Source organism: Nocardia sp. BMG51109 (assembly GCF_000526215.1).
In the GTDB taxonomy this organism is placed as follows: Bacteria; Actinomycetota; Actinomycetes; order Mycobacteriales; family Mycobacteriaceae; genus Nocardia.
The window spans coordinates 577,480-593,448 of the sequence record NZ_JAFQ01000004.1; the positions used below are offsets into that span (position 1 = coordinate 577,480).

Sequence of the window (15,969 nt, forward strand, 5' to 3'; positions counted from 1 at the left end):
GCACTACAAGAGTCGATGGGTCCGACCGTGACGGTTCTGCTGTGGATCGTATTGCCCTACTGTGCTTTTCTCTCTCTCGTGCTGGGTAGTCTGTGGCGCTACCGACACGACCGCTTCCGCCCGGCCGGTCCCGGGCCGGATGCCGACCGGATCGAAGGGTACGGGGCGACGGCGTTCCGGTTCGGCGTCGGTCTCGTGCTGCTGGCCCGGATCGTCGACGTCCTCGCCGCCGGCCCGCACGAGCATCCGGACGGCATTTTCTACGCCGCCGTCATCGCCGCCGAGACCATCGCGCTGCCGATCGCCGCCGCGGGCGCGGTGATGCTATTTCTCCCGCCGACGATCGCGGGCACCCACCCGCCCGCGGTCACGCCGCTGGACCGGGTGACGCTCCCGGTCCTGACCGCGGTCGTGCTGTCCGGAGTGCTCGTCAGATTCGACCCGTACTCGACCGCCGACAATTACCGCGCCGCCGAAACCCTGTTCACCTGGTCCCGCTCGCTGTTCACCCCCCATCCGAACCCCGACGCCATCGCCCATGCTCCCGCCCTCTACCAGTTCCGCGCCCTGATCCTCCTGCTCCTGGCGGCCATCTGGCCCTACACCCGCCTGGCCGGCATCTTCGCCGGCCCGACCGTCGCCTGGCTCGCCCGCCGCCGACCCCAACTCACCCACCTCACCGTCTGCCCCGCGGAGCGGATACGGATGTGAAGCGTGCGACGACAGGTCTGCCGGAACCCGGCTACCCGGTCCGATTTGCCCACGTTCGGGGCCGTGGGCAGGCTACATTCGAGCCGTCTCGATTCGGCGAGCTTCCCGGGAGGAAGCATGTCCACGGTGGTGATGACCGGCGGCACTTCGGGGTTCGGTGCGGTAGCGGCCGGGCGGGTGCGAGGGTCGGACGACGTCCGGCTGATACTCGGTGCCCGCGGGCCCGTATCGACCGGCAGGTCCATCCCGCTCGACTTGGCGCAACTCGACTCGGTGCGGGCGTTCGCGGCCGCGGTGCGCGAGGAAACGGGTGACGATCCCATCGATGCGCTGGTGCTGAACGCCGGCCTGATCCGTCCCGATGTCGCCGACCGGACCGTCGACGGCTTCGAAACCACGTTCGCCGTCAACCATCTCGCCCATTATCTGTTGCTGCGGCTGCTGCTGCCCGGCCTGGCGGACGGCGCGACAGTTGTGCTGACCACAAGCGGCACACACGATCCCGCCACCAAGGCCGGTCTGGCACCACCACGTCACGCCGACGCCGATCTGCTGGCCCACCCGGACCGCGACCCCGACGGTGAAACCCGTGCGAGGAAGGCCGGCCAGCAGGCATATACCGCCTCCAAGCTGTGCGCCGTCCTCACGGCGCGGGCGTTGTCCGAGCGCGAGAACACCCCGTCCCGGCGGCTCACCGCGCTCGCCTACTGCCCCGGGCAGGTCTTCGGCACCGGACTCGCCGAGAACCTGCCCTTCCCCTTGCCGGTAGTCTGGTCGCTACTCGGCACGCCTTTCCTGAGCCGACCCCTGAGCAGGCTCAGCCCTACCCTCAACACGGCGCCGTCCGCCGGAAATACCCTGTCCGACTTGACTCTCGGACTCGTGACGCCCCCGGCGGGCCGCACCTACGCCGCCCTCCGCCGCGGCCGACTCACCTGGCCCGATCCGTCCGACCTGGCACGCAGTGCGGAACTGGCACACAAACTTTGGGCCGACAGCGCCAGGCTCGTCGGACTGCCGGACTGAGCGTCCTCGTCGCTCTCGGCCGGCCGGGTTACGACCGCGGATTCGGTGGCGCGGGACGGCGGCAGTAGACGAACAGGTGCGGTTCGGGGTGGGCGCCTTGATGATTCGGAGTGAAGGTCGACTCCCGCGATTCGAGGACGTCGAGCCCCGCCGAGCGGAGCCGGTCCAGGAAGCCGGCCGTGGCGAAGCTGCTCACTCGCGCGGGATGGCCCATGAAGACGATGTCGACCTGTTCGATATCGGCGGGGATGGTGGCGGCGATCAGATAGCCACCCGGACGCAGCCAGCCCGCCATCCGGCGCAGTGACGAGTCGATCTCCGAGCGAGTCATCTGGAGCAGGGGGAAGAACGCGCAGACCGCGTCGAAACTGTCGGGCTCGCAGTGGTATTCGCGTACATCCGCTTGGTGGAAGACCGCTCCGGGAATTTGACTTTGCGCAAGCGCCACCATGGCCGGCGAAACGTCGATGCCTTCCACCCGATGCCCGTTATCGGCGAGCATGCGCGCAGTCGGCACACCGGTCCCGCAACCGACGTCCAGAACATGAGCACCGGCCGGTAGCCGCTCGCACAACCATGCGAGGGCGGCATGTTGTTCCGGTAGATCGCCGAAAGCACGTTCGTAGTCGGAACCGAGCGCGTCGAACAGGCGATCGGCGGGAAGCGGCGCGTCGGGAGGCATAGCAGCAGAGTTCCAGGGTTCACCGGATGGATCAATCGGATTCGGCCCGCTCGTCGCCGAACCAGCCGATGCCTCCGGCGAGCATCGTCGAGCGCGGGCCTGCCCTCGCGCTACTCACCACCTACCCGGGCCGGCTGGAGACCGCGTGGGACACACAGTGAGCTGCTCGTGCCCCGGGCCGCGCGATCGGCGTCCGGGGCCAGCGGTAAAGTCCGGCTATGTCGCCGATGTCGCGCACCATCCGGATCTCCACCAGATCCTCGCCGATGGCCCTCGCTCAAGCTGAGCAAGTCGCCGCCGACCTCGCCGTTCTCGGCGTCGCCACCGAACTGGTCAAGGTCACCTCCGCGGGCGACCGGTGGATGGGCGATCTGTCCGAGCTCGGCGGCAAGGGCGCGTTCGTCAAGGAAATCGACGGTGCGCTGTTGCGCGGAGACGCCGACCTGGCCGTGCACTGCCTCAAAGACATCCCGGGCGACATCCCCATCACCCCGGGCCTGGCATTCGCCGGATACCCGCCCCGCGAGGACGTCCACGACGCGATCATCACCCGCGACGGGCGGCCCCTCGGCGAGCAACGGCAGGGTGCCGTCGTCGGCACCAGCTCCGTCCGCCGGGCCGCACAGCTGCGGCTGCACTACCCGCACCTGGACGTGAAACCGTTGCGCGGCAACGTCAACACCCGGCTCGCGCGCCTCGAGGAAGGGCACTTCGACGTCATCATCGCCGCGGTGTCCGGCCTGTTCCGCGTCGGCCGACAGCACCGCATCACCGAGACGCTGCCGGTCGACGTCATGTGCCCGCCGATCGGCGCCGGGATCATCGCGCTCGTCGCCCGCGCCGACGACACCGAACTACTCGACCTCGCGGCAAGGCTCGACGACCCCGGCACCCACCGTCAGGCCGATGCAGAACGCGCCATGCTGCACGCCCTCCAGGGCCACTGCAACAGCCCGATCGCCGGCGTCGCCACCACCGACGCCACCGGCCGGCTGACGCTGCACGGCAAGGTATTCAGCCTCGACGGAACCCAATGGCTCGACTCCCACCACTGGGGCGTGCCCGACGACCCCCAGGCCCTCGGCTTCTTCGTCGGCGCCGACCTACTCCGCCAGGGAGCCCGCGCCATCATCGACGCCATACCTCACTGAACCGATACGCCGAAAACCTTTGCTGCCCGGCGACGATGACCGGTTCGGTGCCGGTCACGGAATAGACCGACTTACACGTTGAACCGGGAACGGCACAGCTCCCGGCTGCACGCTGATCCGGTCGACCAACCTTCAATCGTCGTAATGCCCGCCGACTGTAACGACCAGTTCGGTGTCGGTCACGTAGTAGATCAGCCGATGCTCGCGCGTGATCCGCCTCGACCAGTGACCGGCCGGCTGGTGCTGCAACGGTTCGGGCTTACCGATCCCCGCGAATGGATCCACGCTGATTCCTTCGCACGATCAGCGTCGACAGTCATCGCCCTGTGCCCGCCGCCGAGTTTCATCGACCGATCGACCCTGCGACGGCTCCGGCCACAGCAGTGCGGCTACGAGAACGGCCGCCGGCAGCACGACCGCACAGACCAGTCCGGTCAGGACCCACCCGCTCATCGGCTCGACCTCGCCCTACCGACGGCCGATACGGCACGACCGTGCGCGCCGATCTGCCATCCGATGCGGGTCCGGCTACGCACGACCGATCCGCGAGCATCGAGTCCCGCCAGAGCATTTCGGGCACTCCCACCGATGAGTGCGGCATCTCGCCCGATCTGTGCAACGGTCAGCATTCCACCCGGAGTGAGCACCGGAAGCACCTCGGCCGCCTTCACGCTCCGGCTCCCAACGCCGCCCAACGGCCGAAAGACATTCGTGGACAAGCTGTTTCGATGTCGGCGAAGTGCAGGATGGCATTGAGCTCGAAGGCATCGAGGTGACCGGGAGCCGGCATCAGCACAGCATCGACATCCGCCGCACGAACGTGATCGACCAAGCGAATCGAACCCTCGTCCGGCCATATCAGCACGAATCCGAGCCGCCGAGCCAACCGCCGCACCTGCGCTCCATCCCATTCCAACGAATCCGACACATCGGGGTCGACCCACCCGAGCGCCGTCGGCTGCCACCTCATACGTCCCCTCTCCGAGTCGGATTGTTCAAGATTCGGCGCGACGGCACCACGGAAGGGCCAGCAGAGGGACAGTCGAATTCCGGTAGAACAGCAGTACGGGGGCCATTAGGCTCGGAGAATGGAACAGCATGCTGGAGAACGGACAGCCGCGGAGCGAAAGCCGGCCAGCCTCACCCAGCACCAGCCGGCCACCCGCGCCGACTACTCACTCTCGATGTCGAAGGCCGTCGAGCAAGGCCGCGAGGTCGCATCGCCCGGATTCCTGTCGACCGTAGCTCGTGCACTGTGAATTACACCGGAACAACTCACGGGCGCCCCCCTTCGACGATGGGAGGCCACTCCACAAGCCCGGTCCCCCGCTTTGTCGTTCAGCGGCCGTAGCGGCCTCAGACCTCGATCGACTGGCGACGCCGCGCCCGTTCACTCCAATCAGCCGAAACCGGTTCGCCTTCCATAGCCATGCTCCCCGCGATCTGGTCGACCACAGCGGCGCGACGCCGACAGAAACTCGAAGTCATTGCCGTGCAACTGATCCCACCCCCAAAAGGCTCCCACAGCCCGGAAAGCGCGCGTCTTGTTCCAGAGGTCGAACGGCGACACGACTTTCAGGTCGCCACCGCTCGGTGATGCCAAAAGGGGTGCATCGGAGAGCATGTGTCGGATGTTCGCTCCTCTGGCCGGACCCGGCACAACGCGGTCGACTGGAGGAGATCCGCGACAACCTTTCATCGCCCGCATCGCCGAAGCCGAACGCGAAGGCCGGCTCGGCGAGGCAGAAAGGCTCCGCGTCAGCCTGGCCGGCTCTCGAGACAAGCTCACCCAGCTCGATCGAGTCCGCGGGCGGGATACTGCCGTGGAGCGTGCATCAAACGCCCTTCAGAACACGATCGAGTGCCGCCCGGCCCGCAGGCCCCAGTGCGGCTTGCCGCCGGGCAGGCCCCGATCTCCGTTCTGCCCCATAAGCATCAGGAAGAGGCTCTTCATAGCGGCCAGCCCGCGGGCGCGCCGGATCGCCGCCTCATCCGCCTGCGTGTACATGTCGAAGAACCGTGCGGCCGTGCCCGCGGGTAGCAGCACCCATACGGCGGCGAGGTCCCACGCCGGATCGCCGGCGAACATGTCACCGAAATCGACGATGCCCGAGAGCGTTCCGTCCGAGACGACGACGTTCGCGGGATGGAGGTCGCCGTGCACCCACACCGGCGGGCCCTCCCACGCGTGGGCCGCGACGGCGTCGTCCCAGACGAGCCTCCGATCGGGCAGTTCGGTCGGGAGACCTGCTTCTTCGCAGAGGCTGTCCGCTACGGAGCTCGACCCCCTCGACATCCGATCGCTGCACGTCAGGGGACGATTTCCAGGTCCTCGGATTGTTCGACGATCTCCGGCTCGATGCCTGAGCCGGCAAACAAGATATCGACCAGGGTCGCTATCCCGTCGACCATGCGTTTCATCCTGACGGTTGCCAGTCTTCCGTTGTCATGTTCGACGGAGAAGTACTGCTCCCAGTTGATTCATGCGAAGCGATGGGTCAGATGGCCGACGGCGTCTCCGCCGGGAGCCCCGGGACGCAAGAGCAGCCATTCCTGCACCGCCCCACCGACGACCAGGCTAACAGCCGAAATTGTGCGAATAAATGATTGTCCGGGTTCAGCGCCACCACAGCGAGCGCTATTCAACTACTGCTGGTCAAGGTCTCCGAGGGTCCGTGCTGACTCCAGTGCCGCAACAGCCACGTATCGCTGACGTTGTACCCAAGCACTGCCCCTCCCACCACGCTGGCGGCGAAGCTCGCCGTCCAAAGTCACATGTCCCCGTTTGCGGCCATCGGCATCAGAGCGTGTGAGGCGAAAGAGTTGGTACTCGTCACCCTGCCAACCAAGGTCCCGCGCGCCCTTGATGATTTCCGCTATGCGCTTGTCATCCTCGCTGCCCGACCCCATCCTCCGGCCGATCTCCTCCGGCGTCCAATCAATGTGATCAATACGTTCAAGTACCTTCGGCACTTCGCGCTGCAGTGCACTATCGGCATAGAATCCGATGTGGCTGACCTGCCGGAAGTACCTGCCGGGTTGGCAAACGTAGGCACTGTGCTTCTCATAGAACGGCCATGCTCTGCGCGCAGGCACGATAACAGCGATGGATTCGGCCGCCTGGGGACGCTCGTCCAGCAGAGCGGGTACCCGGCACAGCCCAACAACCCACCGCTCCAGATCGGCGTCGATCCACCGGAGCAGATCCATGGCTTGCTCGAACCGCTCCTCGAGCGGGAGATCGAAAATCGCCTGATGATGCGCGATACGATTGCGCAGATTCTTCAGCGCAAGAACATTTCCCTGTACCGTGTCGCGTTTGAACCCCGCTTTCTCCCTGTTCGGGAACGCATGGACGAGGTGCTTACGAAACAATTGCTCGTACTTCGGGCCGAAGACACCCTCCCAGAGGCCGAATGTCACACAAGAAAAAACCTTGTCGCGTGTGGCTCCGTTCGCCCCGGCACCCAGATGTCGCCGCGCTGTTCGGAAGAATTCGAGGTCGTGTTCGGTCAGGAACGCTGAACTCGCGAACCACCACCCGAGCGAGAGGTCCACTCGAGCCGACTCCGGGACCTCGAGGGGCTGGAGAACCTTGTCAACCGCGTTGCGGAGGGCAACCTCGACATGGGATATCAACTCGAAGAACGCAGCGGATATCGCGACATTCCACTCGTAGAGCTCGCGTGCCGCGACCGGGTCGTGGTTCGCAGCCACCAGGTACTCGTCGAACCGACGTTGCGTGACCCACGCGGTCGGGTCTGTCATGCTCCCCCCTCGATCACGATCGAACCCAGCGCTATAATAGTTCTAGTGCCCCAGACCGGCCTCTGGTCCATTGCAGATTATGCCGCTGGGGCGCCTTCATGTTGTACCCGTCTACCAGTTGGCCGGGCGTCCCCCTACACGTTGAAGCGGAATTCGACCACGTCCCCATCCACCATGACGTAGTCCTTGCCCTCCATGCGGACCTTGCCCGCGGCCTTGGCGGCGGACATGGACCCGGCCTCGATCAGGTCGTTGTAGGCGACGATTTCGGCCTTGATGAAACCCTTTTCGAAGTCGGTGTGGATGACGCCGGCGGCCTTGGGGGCTGTGTCGCCCTGGTGGATGGTCCAAGCCCGGGCCTCCTTCGGGCCCGCGGTGAGGTAGGTCTGCAGGCCCAGGGTGTGGAAGCCGGCTCGGGCCAGGGCGTGCAGACCGGGCTCGGATTGGCCGATCGATTCCAGGAGTTCGGTGGCGGACTCGTCGTCGAGCTCCAGGAGTTCGGCCTCGACCTTGGCGTCGAGGAAGACCGAATCCGCCGGGGCGACAGCGGCTTTCAGTTCGGCTACGCGGGGCTCGTCGGTCAGGACGGACTCGTCGGCGTTGAAGACGTAGAGGAAGGGCTTGATCGTCAGCAGGGTGAACTCGCGAAGCAGGTCCGTGTCGAGCTTGTCGCGGACGGAGAAGAGGGTCTTGCCCTCGTTGAGGAAATCCTGGGCCGCCTTGGTCGCCTCGTAGGCGGGCTTGCGGTCCTTCTTGATCTTGGCTTCCTTCTCCAGCCGGGGGACGACCTTCTCCAGGGTCTGCAGGTCGGCGAGGATCAGCTCGGTCTCGATCACCTCGATATCCGACAGCGGGTCGACGCGGCCGCCGACGTGCACCACATCGTCGTCGGCGAAGACGCGGACCACCTGGCAGATGGCGTCGGCCTCGCGGATGTTGGCCAGGAACTTGTTGCCCAGGCCCGCACCCTCGGACGCTCCCTGCACGATGCCCGCGATGTCGACGAACGACACCGTGGCGGGCACGACGCGGGCGGACTCGAAGATCTCGGCCAGCTTGTCCAGCCTCGGGTCGGGCAGCGGCACCACTCCGACGTTCGGCTCGATCGTGGCGAACGGGTAGTTCGCCGCCAGCACGTCGTTCTTGGTCAGCGCGTTGAACAGCGTCGACTTTCCGACGTTGGGCAGGCCGACGATACCGAGGGTGAGACTCACGAGGACTGGATTCTACGCGGACCGTCACCCGCCGGCCGCAGCCGGACCGGGTGGACGACCGCAGGTGCCATCGGCCGTACCGGGCACCCGGCTCGGCGCTCGGGGAAACCTCGGCACTCGGGGAAACGAGGACCTGGTGTCAGAGCGGATCGAGTTCGGCTTTCTGCTGCTCGCTTCGCGGTAGCGAAACGTTCACGATCACGACCACGCGGCGGCGGTAGGCTGCGTGGCGTGACCTCAGGAGCTGTCGACGACGAGTTGCGGGCGCGCGTCGACGGTGCGCTCCGAGTCGAGTTGCAACGGACGCTGGGCGCCGAACTGGTCGATCCGGCCGATCCGGCGGCGGGGGTGCGGTTCCCGGTCGCCGGACTGTCCGTCACGCCGTCGGGCACCCTGCATGCCGGGGCGCTGAACGCGATCATCGAACTCGCCGGATATCTCGTGGTGGCGCCCACGCTCACCCGCGGTGAGCATGCCGTAACACACGCCATCTCAACGCAGTTCGTCCGGGCGGCACCCCGCGACAGCTGGGTCCGGGTCAGCGGCGTGCTGGCGAAGCGGGGCCGCAGCCTGGCCTTCGTGACCGCGACGGCGACAGCGGAGGAGCCCCCGTCGACCGTCATCGCCACCAGTCAGATCACCAAGTCGATCATCGCCGATCCCGGCAACGGGGCCGGTAGATAAGTCGGGCACACCCGCCCGGTCCGGGCGTGGACCGCGTGACTCGGTGACCCACCGCGCGTACGCGTCGGCCCGCACGGCCGCGGCTGATCGGGCCCGGACGCGGGTGCGAGCGGCGCGGGCCGGCTCGCACCCGCGCTCGGGTTCCTCACGGTCGTGCGGCATCCCGGACGACTCGTCTGGTCTGTGCCAGCAGCATCCCCACGTTCACCGACTTGCGGCAGACGACGACCACCACGATGTCGTCGCGGCCGTCGGCACGGAGGAACAGGTGGGCCAGATTCTCGCTGTTGACCAGGATTTCCTGGAAGTAGTGCGCATCGCTGCGCACGCCCCGGCGTTCCTTCCAGATCTCCTCGATCATCACCACATTGCGGCCCTGGAACAGTTCCAGCGTCGCCGCCGCGAGCAGGTCCAGAACCTCGGCGGGATGGTTGTCCACGGTCTGCACCGCCAGCAGCATCCCGGTGGACATGTCGATCGCGCCGGAGGCTACGCAATCCGGCACCTCGGATCGCAACATCTTGACCAGTAGGGCAATTCGATCGGTCATATTGCCCGGGCCGGTATTACTCGGTGTGTTCATCGGATCCTTTCTGCAGGCCGCCGTTCGGCGGTTCTGGTTGACGTTCACTGCGGGTCGTTGTCCGAACGTTCTTCGGCGGGAGGCGGATACAGTTCGTTGATCCCGCTGGCATCACGACGCCGACGGGGTAGCGGGGCCTTGGGTGCGGCAGCGGCGGTGCGGCCGGACGGCACCACGAGCGCATGCTCGGCCAGCAACCGGGACACCTCGACGGTGACCGGATACAGGCCGTGTCCCAGCACGAACGCGAGATCGCGGCACCGATGCCGCCCGTCCACCTGCGCCAAGATCTCCTGCCGCGGTCCGGCCGGGCAGTCGCGGAGCATCGAGTCGCCGTATTCGGTGCGGGCCAGGCGGTTTCGATGCGGGGATATCCGGCTGTTGGCCAGCGCCCGCAGCCGCCGCTCGGTCTCCGCGATCAGTTGATCCGCCTCGACGCCGGCGAACTCGCGTGGCCGGACGCTGTCGCGCCCCGCCGGATCCAGGTCGATCTCCGTGCTCCAGTAGCTGCCGTCGATCCAGCCGGACGCGATCGCGAACGAGGCATCCAGCGCCGCCATCACCGCCAGCGCCCGCCGTTCCGCGTCACCGGGCAACGCCCGCCCGGGACGTGCCAGCAGGTCGGAAAGCGCCGGAGCGCCCACGGTGGTGATCGCGAGGACCCGGCCGCGCACGACCCGCAGCCGACCGCCCGGGTCACCGGAGACGTGCAGATATCCGGTTCGTGTCGCGGCGAACGCCCCTGCCAGCTCCTGGGCCACCTCCTGGGCCGCTCGCCGGCCCAGGGCCGGCACCCGGGTCGAGCCAGCGAAAGAACCGGTCGTCATGGTGGGAACTCCGCGAATGGAGAAAATGAACAAGAGCGCAGACACAGCACGAATCCCGATCCGGCGTCGGTAAGCCACCGGATCGAGCGCCGTGAAAACTAAACTCCGGCCACCGAATCAGCAATTTGCCGGATAGCAACCGGAGTCGGGTAATAGTCGGTTCAACTCGCATAACTGTCGCAAGAGATGATCCCTGGAATTAGTCGTCAGGTGATCGACTCCGGCCGCAACGTCCGGCGGGGCCGATCACCACATGCGAGACATCCTGTCAGGTCTCGACTTTTAGAGCAACCATCTCCGCAAAATTACCGCAGGCGGCGTCACTAACCCGCCCGTCGTTCGCTCGAACTCCTGATCGCGGACCCCGAACTACCAGCGCACAACCAGTTCAAGCGGTATTTACCAGGGACACCGGGAACGAGTCCGAACCATTCGGTCGAGTTACAACCGGACAACGCCCGGCAGCCGGCACCGCACACCGACTCGGTGGGCACACACCTCGGCAAACACTCGGAAACTACCGACCGCTACGTATTTCCACAGCGTCGGATCCACCGAAACAACGCCCCCGCGCCACCCGGAGGACACTCGCCAGCAGTGGATACCGTCAGGTCCAGTTCATCTACATTCCACGATTATTTTGATTGCCAATAATTAGCTCTACTTCTTCTGTACAACCAGCGCCGGTGATGTGTAGCGTCTGGATTCTTGAAACACAATCTGACAATCGGTGGCGCGGTGTTCGGTATCGACAGCTGTTTGGAGCGCATCATCGGTATTCCGGGTGCGCGCGGCGTGACACTGGTGGACGGCGCGACCGGTCTCGCCATCGCCGCGGCCGGCCGACACGAACTGCTGGACGAGCACGAGGACGCCGCGACCACCACCGATGTGGTCCGTGCGGTCCTCGCCTGTCCGGCCCTGGCCACCGGACACGACGGCGACGACATCACCGAGATCGTGGTGTGCGGGCCGCGCGGGTACCACCTACTGAATCTGGTGAGCGGCGACTTCGAGGGCCGGCTGTTCGTCCACGTGCTGTTCGACGACGACACGGGCAATCTGGCCATGGCGCGATTCCGGCTCCAGGGCATCCTCTCCGAGCTGACAGGGCAGGGTAGGTAATGGCCGTTGTCGAACTCGCCATCGTCCTGCGCCAACTGGAAAAAGAGAAGCGCACCGGCGTGCTGCGCGTCGGCGACGGCGCCTTCCACCTCGCCGAGGGCACCGTGGTCTTCGCGACCTGCCGCCGCACGACCGGGCTGGACAGGCTCGTCGTGGAATCCGGCACGGCCACCGAACAGGACTGGCGCAGAGCCGAATCCGGCGATCCCGGGAATCTTCTGAGGCGTCCCCGGCTCGAGGTCCTGGCGCTGCTGTCGGTATTCGACGCCGCGTATTTCCTGCTGTCGACGCCGGCCGAGGCCAAGTTCCGGCCCGCCCCGCCGCACTGGCTCGCCCCGATCTGTCGCATCACGCCCGGCGCGCTCGTCCACGAGGTGCAGCGCCGCGGCGATCCGGCGGCCGGTCCGTGGCCGGCGATGTGGGTCGACAGGTTTCCGGTCGTGCCCGTGCGCCGGGTCCGCCGGCGCCGGATGGTGCTGACCGCCGGCCAGATCGAGGTGCTGGCCGCGGCGAACGCCCGGCGAAACGTCACCGGAATCGCGCACGACCTCGGCCGGACCACCTATGGCTGCCTGGTCGCGGTGCGCGACCTCACCGCGGCCGGACTGCTCGAGCTGCCCGTCTCGGTCGAACCACCCGTTCCGGTCGTGGTTTCCGGGCCGGTGCGCGAGCGGCCGGCGGACGAGCCTCCCGCGCCCAAGCTCGCGCCGCTGCGGCGCCGGGTGCCGACGGCCGAGCCGGCGCCCGAGCAGGACCGCTGGGAACCGATCGACCGGGACGTGCTCATCCGGCTGCGGGCGGCCCTGCAAGAGCTGGCGTAACCGTGCGAAGAAGCCGATCGGCTATCCGATGGAAGGTTGACCAAGGTGGCGATGACCAAGGTGGAAATGTCCGGGCCGCAATCGAATACGGCGGTGCTGGCCGAGTTGCGGGCGTTACGCGCCCGGATACCGGAACTGACCGGTGTGCTGGTGGCCTCCGGCGACGGGATGCTCGTCGCGCACCTCCTGCCCGCAGACATCGAGCCGACGGGGGTGGCCGCCCTGACCGCCTCCCAGCTGGCGCTGTCGTATCGGCTCGTCACCACCGTGCACGGCGGCGGATTCCGCGAGGTCGTGGTGCACGGGACGGACGGGTACGTCGTGATCTACGCGGCGGGACGGACGGCGCTGACGGTACTGGCCGGTCCGGAGGTGAACGTCGGCCGGCTCCATCTGGAGTCGCGGCCGGTCGCTCACACGATCGCCGAACAGCTCACGGCGACGACCCAGGGCCTCGGGTGAACGAGGCACCGAACACCGATGAAAGGAACGAACATGTCCAATATGGATCTGGCGCTGAAGAACATGATGGGGATCGACGGCGCGGTGGGCGCCGCCGTCGTCGACTACAACAGCGGCATGGCGCTCGGAATGCTCGGCAGCTCCAAGGCACTCGACCTGCAGATCGCGGCGGCGGGCAATACCGAGGTGGTGCGCGCCAAGATGCGCACCATCGAGCAACTCCAGCTCAACGAGGACATCGAGGACATCCTCATCACTCTGAGTGGTCAGTATCACATCATCCGGCCGATGTCCGACCGCAAGTCCAAAGGGCTGTTCCTCTACCTCGCCATGGACCGCAGCCGAGCGAATCTCGCGATGGCCCGGCACCGGCTCAAGACCATCGAGGAGGACCTGGAGGTCTGACCCGGCCGCGTTTCCCGCCCGATACCGGACAACCCGCTCGGTTCGCTCCCACGGTTGTCCGGTTTCGCGAGAACGCTTGTCCGACATGGGGGTTTACCTCGGATCGGGATATCCTGCCGCGCAATCGAAACGGATGCCGTTCACCGTATCCCGGTGACACCCGATATGATTGAAAGGTTGGCAACCACCCGTGGCGGTGGTGGTGTATTCGCGCGCTCTCGAGGGAATCACCATGGTGGACAAGGGGAAACGACCCGACGGAGCGGTTCCGCTCCCTGATGTCGTCGCGGCGTTGTCGGCACAGCTGGCATCGATGGGTACGGTCGACCTGGCGTCGGCGCCCGGGGCCGAGAATCCGTACGATCGCTCCACCAGATTCGCGCCGACGGCCGTCGACGCGACCTTCCACCTGCTGATCGACACCGACTCCGATGAGCCCCAGTTCTGGGTGGTCGGGGCGAACACGCCGCTGCCGAACGGGACCGCCACGCACACAGTGAAACTCGCCCTCACCCCGGCGACCACCGCGGCGGAACCGGCGGCCGAAGGCGAAACACCTTCTCCCACCGGCACACCGAGGGCCACCATCGTCTCGATCGAGCCCACCCCCGCCGCCGATACCGCACCCGCTCCTCCGGACGACCAGCCGCCCCTTCTGCCGGACGACGAACAACATCCGGAGTCCGTCGCGGGAACCAGCGTGGCCGAGGGCCCGACACGAACGGACACCTCCGCCGACGCAGGAACAGATCGGGCCGAGATCACCACACCCGCAACCGCTCCGGCAGCCGATGACCGGCCCACTGCCACAACAGACCTCGGGCAATTCGTCGCCGCGGACTCCGGCGACGAGCAGCGAGAATCCGGGACCGTGCCCGCCGAGGGCTTACTCCCGGCGGCGGTCACCCCATCCGCGAATGCTCGCATCGTCACCGAACCGGAGGCCGAGACGGTCACCGACGCCGACGAGGCGCGGGACAGCCGGCACGCCGCTGCACTGGCGGACGAGCACGGCGCGACACCGGCCATGTCCACCGGCTCGCAAGGAGATTCCGCGAACGCCGCGACCCCGGCGGGTTCCGTCACGGCCGACGCCACCACGGTCACTACACCGACCGACACCGACCCGATCACACCACCGGCAGACACCACACCAACCGACTCCGACCAGTCCACAACATCACAAGACACCGCACCCGCCGAGGGAGCGCTCCCGGCCGCAGTCGGCACATCCGCGAACGCCCCGGCTGCCACCGAACCGGAGGCCGAGATGGTCGCCGCCACCGCCACCGAGGCACAGGACCGCCGTTCCTCCTCTGCATCGGCCCGCGGGCAAGGAGATTCCGCGGAGACCGCGCCCCCGGCGGATTCCGCCGCGGTCACAACACCAACAGATACCGCGGCGGCCGACGCCGACCGGTCCACAACACCGGAAGGCACGGCGGCGGCCGAGCCCGCCGTGCCGACCCACCCCACGACCCCCGAGCAACATGCCCAGGTCATCGCCCACCACGAGCGCGCGGTCGCGGACAAGGAACGGGAGCACGGGCCGCTGCACCACGAGACACTCACGGCCGCAGGTGATCTCGCGCACTCCTACTTCGACGCCGATCGCGTGAACGATGCCATCGACCTCTACGAGCGAGTGCTCGCGGACGGCGAGTACGCCCTGGACCCCGACGGTGTCGACACGCTCAACCTGCGCAACGCACTGGCCCAGTGCTACCGCCGCGGCGGCCGCCTCGCCGAGGCCGTCGACCTGTACGAACGCATCGTGACCGACAGCGAGCAGACCCACGGCCCCGAGCATCGGAACACCCTCACCGCCCGCCACAACCTGGCCATGCTGTACCGCGCGACCGGCCGGACGACGGAGGCGATCGATCTGTACCGGCGCACCCTCGCCGACAGCGAACGCGTGCTCGGCCACGAACATCCGGACACCCTCGCCACCTCCGACAACCTGGCCTTCGCACTGCGTGCCGAGGGCCGCACCGCCGAAGCCGAGGATCTCGACCGGCGCAGCCTGGCCATCCGCGAACGGATACTGGGCCCCGAACATCCCGACACGATCGAGGCCATGACGGGTGTCGCCGAAGATCACCTGGAGGCCGGGCGCCCGACCGACGCGGCCGAACTCTCCGAGCGAGCGGTCGTGACGGCGGAACGGGCGCTCGGCAACGACCATCCGACGACCCTGCGCGCCCGCAGCAGCCTGGCGCTGGCCTACGAGCAGCTGGATCGGCGGTCCGAGGCGGCCGAACTCTACCGGCGGGTGCTCACCGACCGGCAGCGGCTGCTCGGCGCCGACCATCGGCTCACCATTCTGGCCCGCAACAATCTGGCATGCTCGTACTTCGAGGCGGGCCGCTACCACGAGGCGGCCGAGGAGTTCACGCGCGCACTCGCCGATCGCGAACGTGTCCTCGGCCCCGACGATCCCGACACGGTGAAGACACGCGAATATCTGGCCGTCAGCTATCGAGCCGCACAGCAGACCGGCCGGTGAG

Annotated in this window: 19 protein-coding genes; 11 read left to right on the forward strand and 8 right to left on the reverse strand. The window is 67.1% G+C overall.

All coding sequences use genetic code 11. The annotated features are described in order from the left end of the window. The first annotated feature begins 27 nt into the window (after window positions 1-27). Together D892_RS0104030 and D892_RS0104035 are read left to right on the forward strand one after the other, a co-directional pair. Window positions 28-711, forward strand: coding sequence for a respiratory nitrate reductase subunit gamma (locus tag D892_RS0104030; protein WP_198036826.1), 684 nt, complete (start codon window positions 28-30; stop codon window positions 709-711). A gap of 117 nt (window positions 712-828) precedes the next feature. Next, window positions 829-1,737, forward strand: coding sequence for an SDR family NAD(P)-dependent oxidoreductase (locus tag D892_RS0104035; protein WP_024800018.1), 909 nt, complete (start codon window positions 829-831; stop codon window positions 1,735-1,737). A 28-nt stretch (window positions 1,738-1,765) separates the two neighbouring features. Here the strand turns inward: D892_RS0104035 and D892_RS0104040 are convergent, their stop codons facing one another. Next, window positions 1,766-2,419: a class I SAM-dependent methyltransferase gene (locus D892_RS0104040; RefSeq protein ID WP_024800019.1), complete on the reverse strand. Its 654-nt coding sequence runs from the start codon at window positions 2,417-2,419 to the stop codon at window positions 1,766-1,768. A gap of 26 nt (window positions 2,420-2,445) precedes the next feature. On the opposite strand from D892_RS0104040, the gene D892_RS49115 reads away from it, so the two are divergent. Beyond that, window positions 2,446-2,580 (forward strand): hypothetical protein, encoded by a 135-nt coding sequence (locus tag D892_RS49115; protein ID WP_255360207.1) that lies wholly within the window; start codon window positions 2,446-2,448, stop codon window positions 2,578-2,580. Window positions 2,581-2,637: 57 nt separating this feature from the next. After that, complete coding sequence (gene hemC / locus D892_RS0104050; protein WP_024800020.1) at window positions 2,638-3,570, forward strand: hydroxymethylbilane synthase; 933 nt, start codon at window positions 2,638-2,640, stop codon at window positions 3,568-3,570. A gap of 132 nt (window positions 3,571-3,702) precedes the next feature. Here hemC and D892_RS40350 read toward each other — a convergent pair whose 3' ends face one another. After that, the gene (locus tag D892_RS40350) at window positions 3,703-3,855 is read right to left on the reverse strand and encodes a Txe/YoeB family addiction module toxin (protein WP_369801729.1); all 153 of its coding nucleotides are present in this window, start codon (window positions 3,853-3,855) and stop codon (window positions 3,703-3,705) included. Between the two features lie 382 nt (window positions 3,856-4,237). Further along, a complete protein-coding gene (locus tag D892_RS0104065; RefSeq protein WP_369801730.1) occupies window positions 4,238-4,456 on the reverse strand; it encodes a hypothetical protein in 219 nt (72 codons plus the stop codon). A gap of 202 nt (window positions 4,457-4,658) precedes the next feature. Here D892_RS0104065 and D892_RS46360 point away from each other — a divergent pair, with 202 nt between their 5' ends. Then, window positions 4,659-4,829, forward strand: coding sequence for a hypothetical protein (locus tag D892_RS46360; protein ID WP_156959366.1), 171 nt, complete (start codon window positions 4,659-4,661; stop codon window positions 4,827-4,829). 587 nt (window positions 4,830-5,416) lie between these two features. Here the strand turns inward: D892_RS46360 and D892_RS40355 are convergent. From D892_RS40355 to ychF, 3 genes are all read right to left on the reverse strand, one after another. Further along, window positions 5,417-5,866, reverse strand: coding sequence for a phosphotransferase (locus D892_RS40355; RefSeq protein WP_232235968.1), 450 nt, complete (start codon window positions 5,864-5,866; stop codon window positions 5,417-5,419). A gap of 350 nt (window positions 5,867-6,216) precedes the next feature. Further along, window positions 6,217-7,338: a hypothetical protein gene (locus D892_RS40360; protein WP_024800022.1), complete on the reverse strand. Its 1,122-nt coding sequence runs from the start codon at window positions 7,336-7,338 to the stop codon at window positions 6,217-6,219. A gap of 134 nt (window positions 7,339-7,472) precedes the next feature. After that, complete coding sequence (gene ychF / locus D892_RS0104085; RefSeq protein WP_024800023.1) at window positions 7,473-8,552, reverse strand: redox-regulated ATPase YchF; 1,080 nt, start codon at window positions 8,550-8,552, stop codon at window positions 7,473-7,475. A 231-nt stretch (window positions 8,553-8,783) separates the two neighbouring features. Between ychF and D892_RS44820 the strand changes: the two genes are divergently transcribed. Then, window positions 8,784-9,236 carry a PaaI family thioesterase gene (locus D892_RS44820; RefSeq protein ID WP_198036827.1) on the forward strand — a complete coding sequence of 151 codons (453 nt, stop codon included), beginning with the start codon at window positions 8,784-8,786 and terminating at the stop codon, window positions 9,234-9,236. 145 nt (window positions 9,237-9,381) lie between these two features. Here D892_RS44820 and D892_RS0104095 read toward each other — a convergent pair whose 3' ends face one another. Continuing rightward, on the reverse strand, window positions 9,382-9,819 hold the full coding sequence (locus tag D892_RS0104095; protein ID WP_024800025.1) for a hypothetical protein: 438 nt from the start codon (window positions 9,817-9,819) through the stop codon (window positions 9,382-9,384). 44 nt (window positions 9,820-9,863) lie between these two features. Then, the gene (locus tag D892_RS0104100; RefSeq protein WP_156959367.1) at window positions 9,864-10,646 is read right to left on the reverse strand and encodes a hypothetical protein; all 783 of its coding nucleotides are present in this window, start codon (window positions 10,644-10,646) and stop codon (window positions 9,864-9,866) included. 708 nt (window positions 10,647-11,354) lie between these two features. Here D892_RS0104100 and D892_RS0104105 point away from each other — a divergent pair. The 5 genes from D892_RS0104105 to D892_RS43440 all read left to right on the forward strand — a co-directional run bounded on the left by D892_RS0104105 (window position 11,355) and on the right by D892_RS43440 (window position 15,968). Then, on the forward strand, window positions 11,355-11,771 hold the full coding sequence (locus D892_RS0104105) for a hypothetical protein (RefSeq protein WP_232235969.1): 417 nt from the start codon (window positions 11,355-11,357) through the stop codon (window positions 11,769-11,771). Further along, window positions 11,771-12,592: a hypothetical protein gene (locus tag D892_RS0104110; RefSeq protein ID WP_024800028.1), complete on the forward strand. Its 822-nt coding sequence runs from the start codon at window positions 11,771-11,773 to the stop codon at window positions 12,590-12,592. The genes D892_RS0104105 and D892_RS0104110 overlap by 1 nt, the downstream gene beginning before the upstream one ends. Window positions 12,593-12,643: 51 nt before the next feature. Next, window positions 12,644-13,054, forward strand: coding sequence for a roadblock/LC7 domain-containing protein (locus tag D892_RS0104115; RefSeq protein WP_232235970.1), 411 nt, complete (start codon window positions 12,644-12,646; stop codon window positions 13,052-13,054). 33 nt (window positions 13,055-13,087) lie between these two features. Then, on the forward strand, window positions 13,088-13,459 hold the full coding sequence (locus D892_RS0104120; protein WP_024800030.1) for a hypothetical protein: 372 nt from the start codon (window positions 13,088-13,090) through the stop codon (window positions 13,457-13,459). 190 nt (window positions 13,460-13,649) lie between these two features. Then, window positions 13,650-15,968 carry a tetratricopeptide repeat protein gene (locus tag D892_RS43440; RefSeq protein WP_051498984.1) on the forward strand — a complete coding sequence of 773 codons (2,319 nt, stop codon included), beginning with the start codon at window positions 13,650-13,652 and terminating at the stop codon, window positions 15,966-15,968. Window position 15,969 lies beyond the last annotated feature (1 nt).

What these genes read in the sequence shown, in the direction of transcription:
- D892_RS0104100 (WP_156959367.1), bottom strand. Translation starts at nt 10,646, where the DNA reads ATGACGACCGGTTCTTTCGCTGGCTCGACCCGGGTGCCGGCCCTGGGC.
- D892_RS40355 (WP_232235968.1), bottom strand. Translation starts at nt 5,866, where the DNA reads ATGTCGAGGGGGTCGAGCTCCGTAGCGGACAGCCTCTGCGAAGAAGCA.
- D892_RS40360 (WP_024800022.1), bottom strand. Translation starts at nt 7,338, where the DNA reads ATGACAGACCCGACCGCGTGGGTCACGCAACGTCGGTTCGACGAGTAC.
- D892_RS49115 (WP_255360207.1), top strand. Translation starts at nt 2,446, where the DNA reads ATGGATCAATCGGATTCGGCCCGCTCGTCGCCGAACCAGCCGATGCCT.
- D892_RS0104115 (WP_232235970.1), top strand. Translation starts at nt 12,644, where the DNA reads ATGACCAAGGTGGAAATGTCCGGGCCGCAATCGAATACGGCGGTGCTG.
- D892_RS46360 (WP_156959366.1), top strand. Translation starts at nt 4,659, where the DNA reads ATGGAACAGCATGCTGGAGAACGGACAGCCGCGGAGCGAAAGCCGGCC.
- D892_RS0104040 (WP_024800019.1), bottom strand. Translation starts at nt 2,419, where the DNA reads ATGCCTCCCGACGCGCCGCTTCCCGCCGATCGCCTGTTCGACGCGCTC.
- hemC (WP_024800020.1), top strand. Translation starts at nt 2,638, where the DNA reads ATGTCGCCGATGTCGCGCACCATCCGGATCTCCACCAGATCCTCGCCG.
- D892_RS0104110 (WP_024800028.1), top strand. Translation starts at nt 11,771, where the DNA reads ATGGCCGTTGTCGAACTCGCCATCGTCCTGCGCCAACTGGAAAAAGAG.
- D892_RS0104120 (WP_024800030.1), top strand. Translation starts at nt 13,088, where the DNA reads ATGTCCAATATGGATCTGGCGCTGAAGAACATGATGGGGATCGACGGC.
- D892_RS0104035 (WP_024800018.1), top strand. Translation starts at nt 829, where the DNA reads ATGTCCACGGTGGTGATGACCGGCGGCACTTCGGGGTTCGGTGCGGTA.
- D892_RS0104095 (WP_024800025.1), bottom strand. Translation starts at nt 9,819, where the DNA reads ATGAACACACCGAGTAATACCGGCCCGGGCAATATGACCGATCGAATT.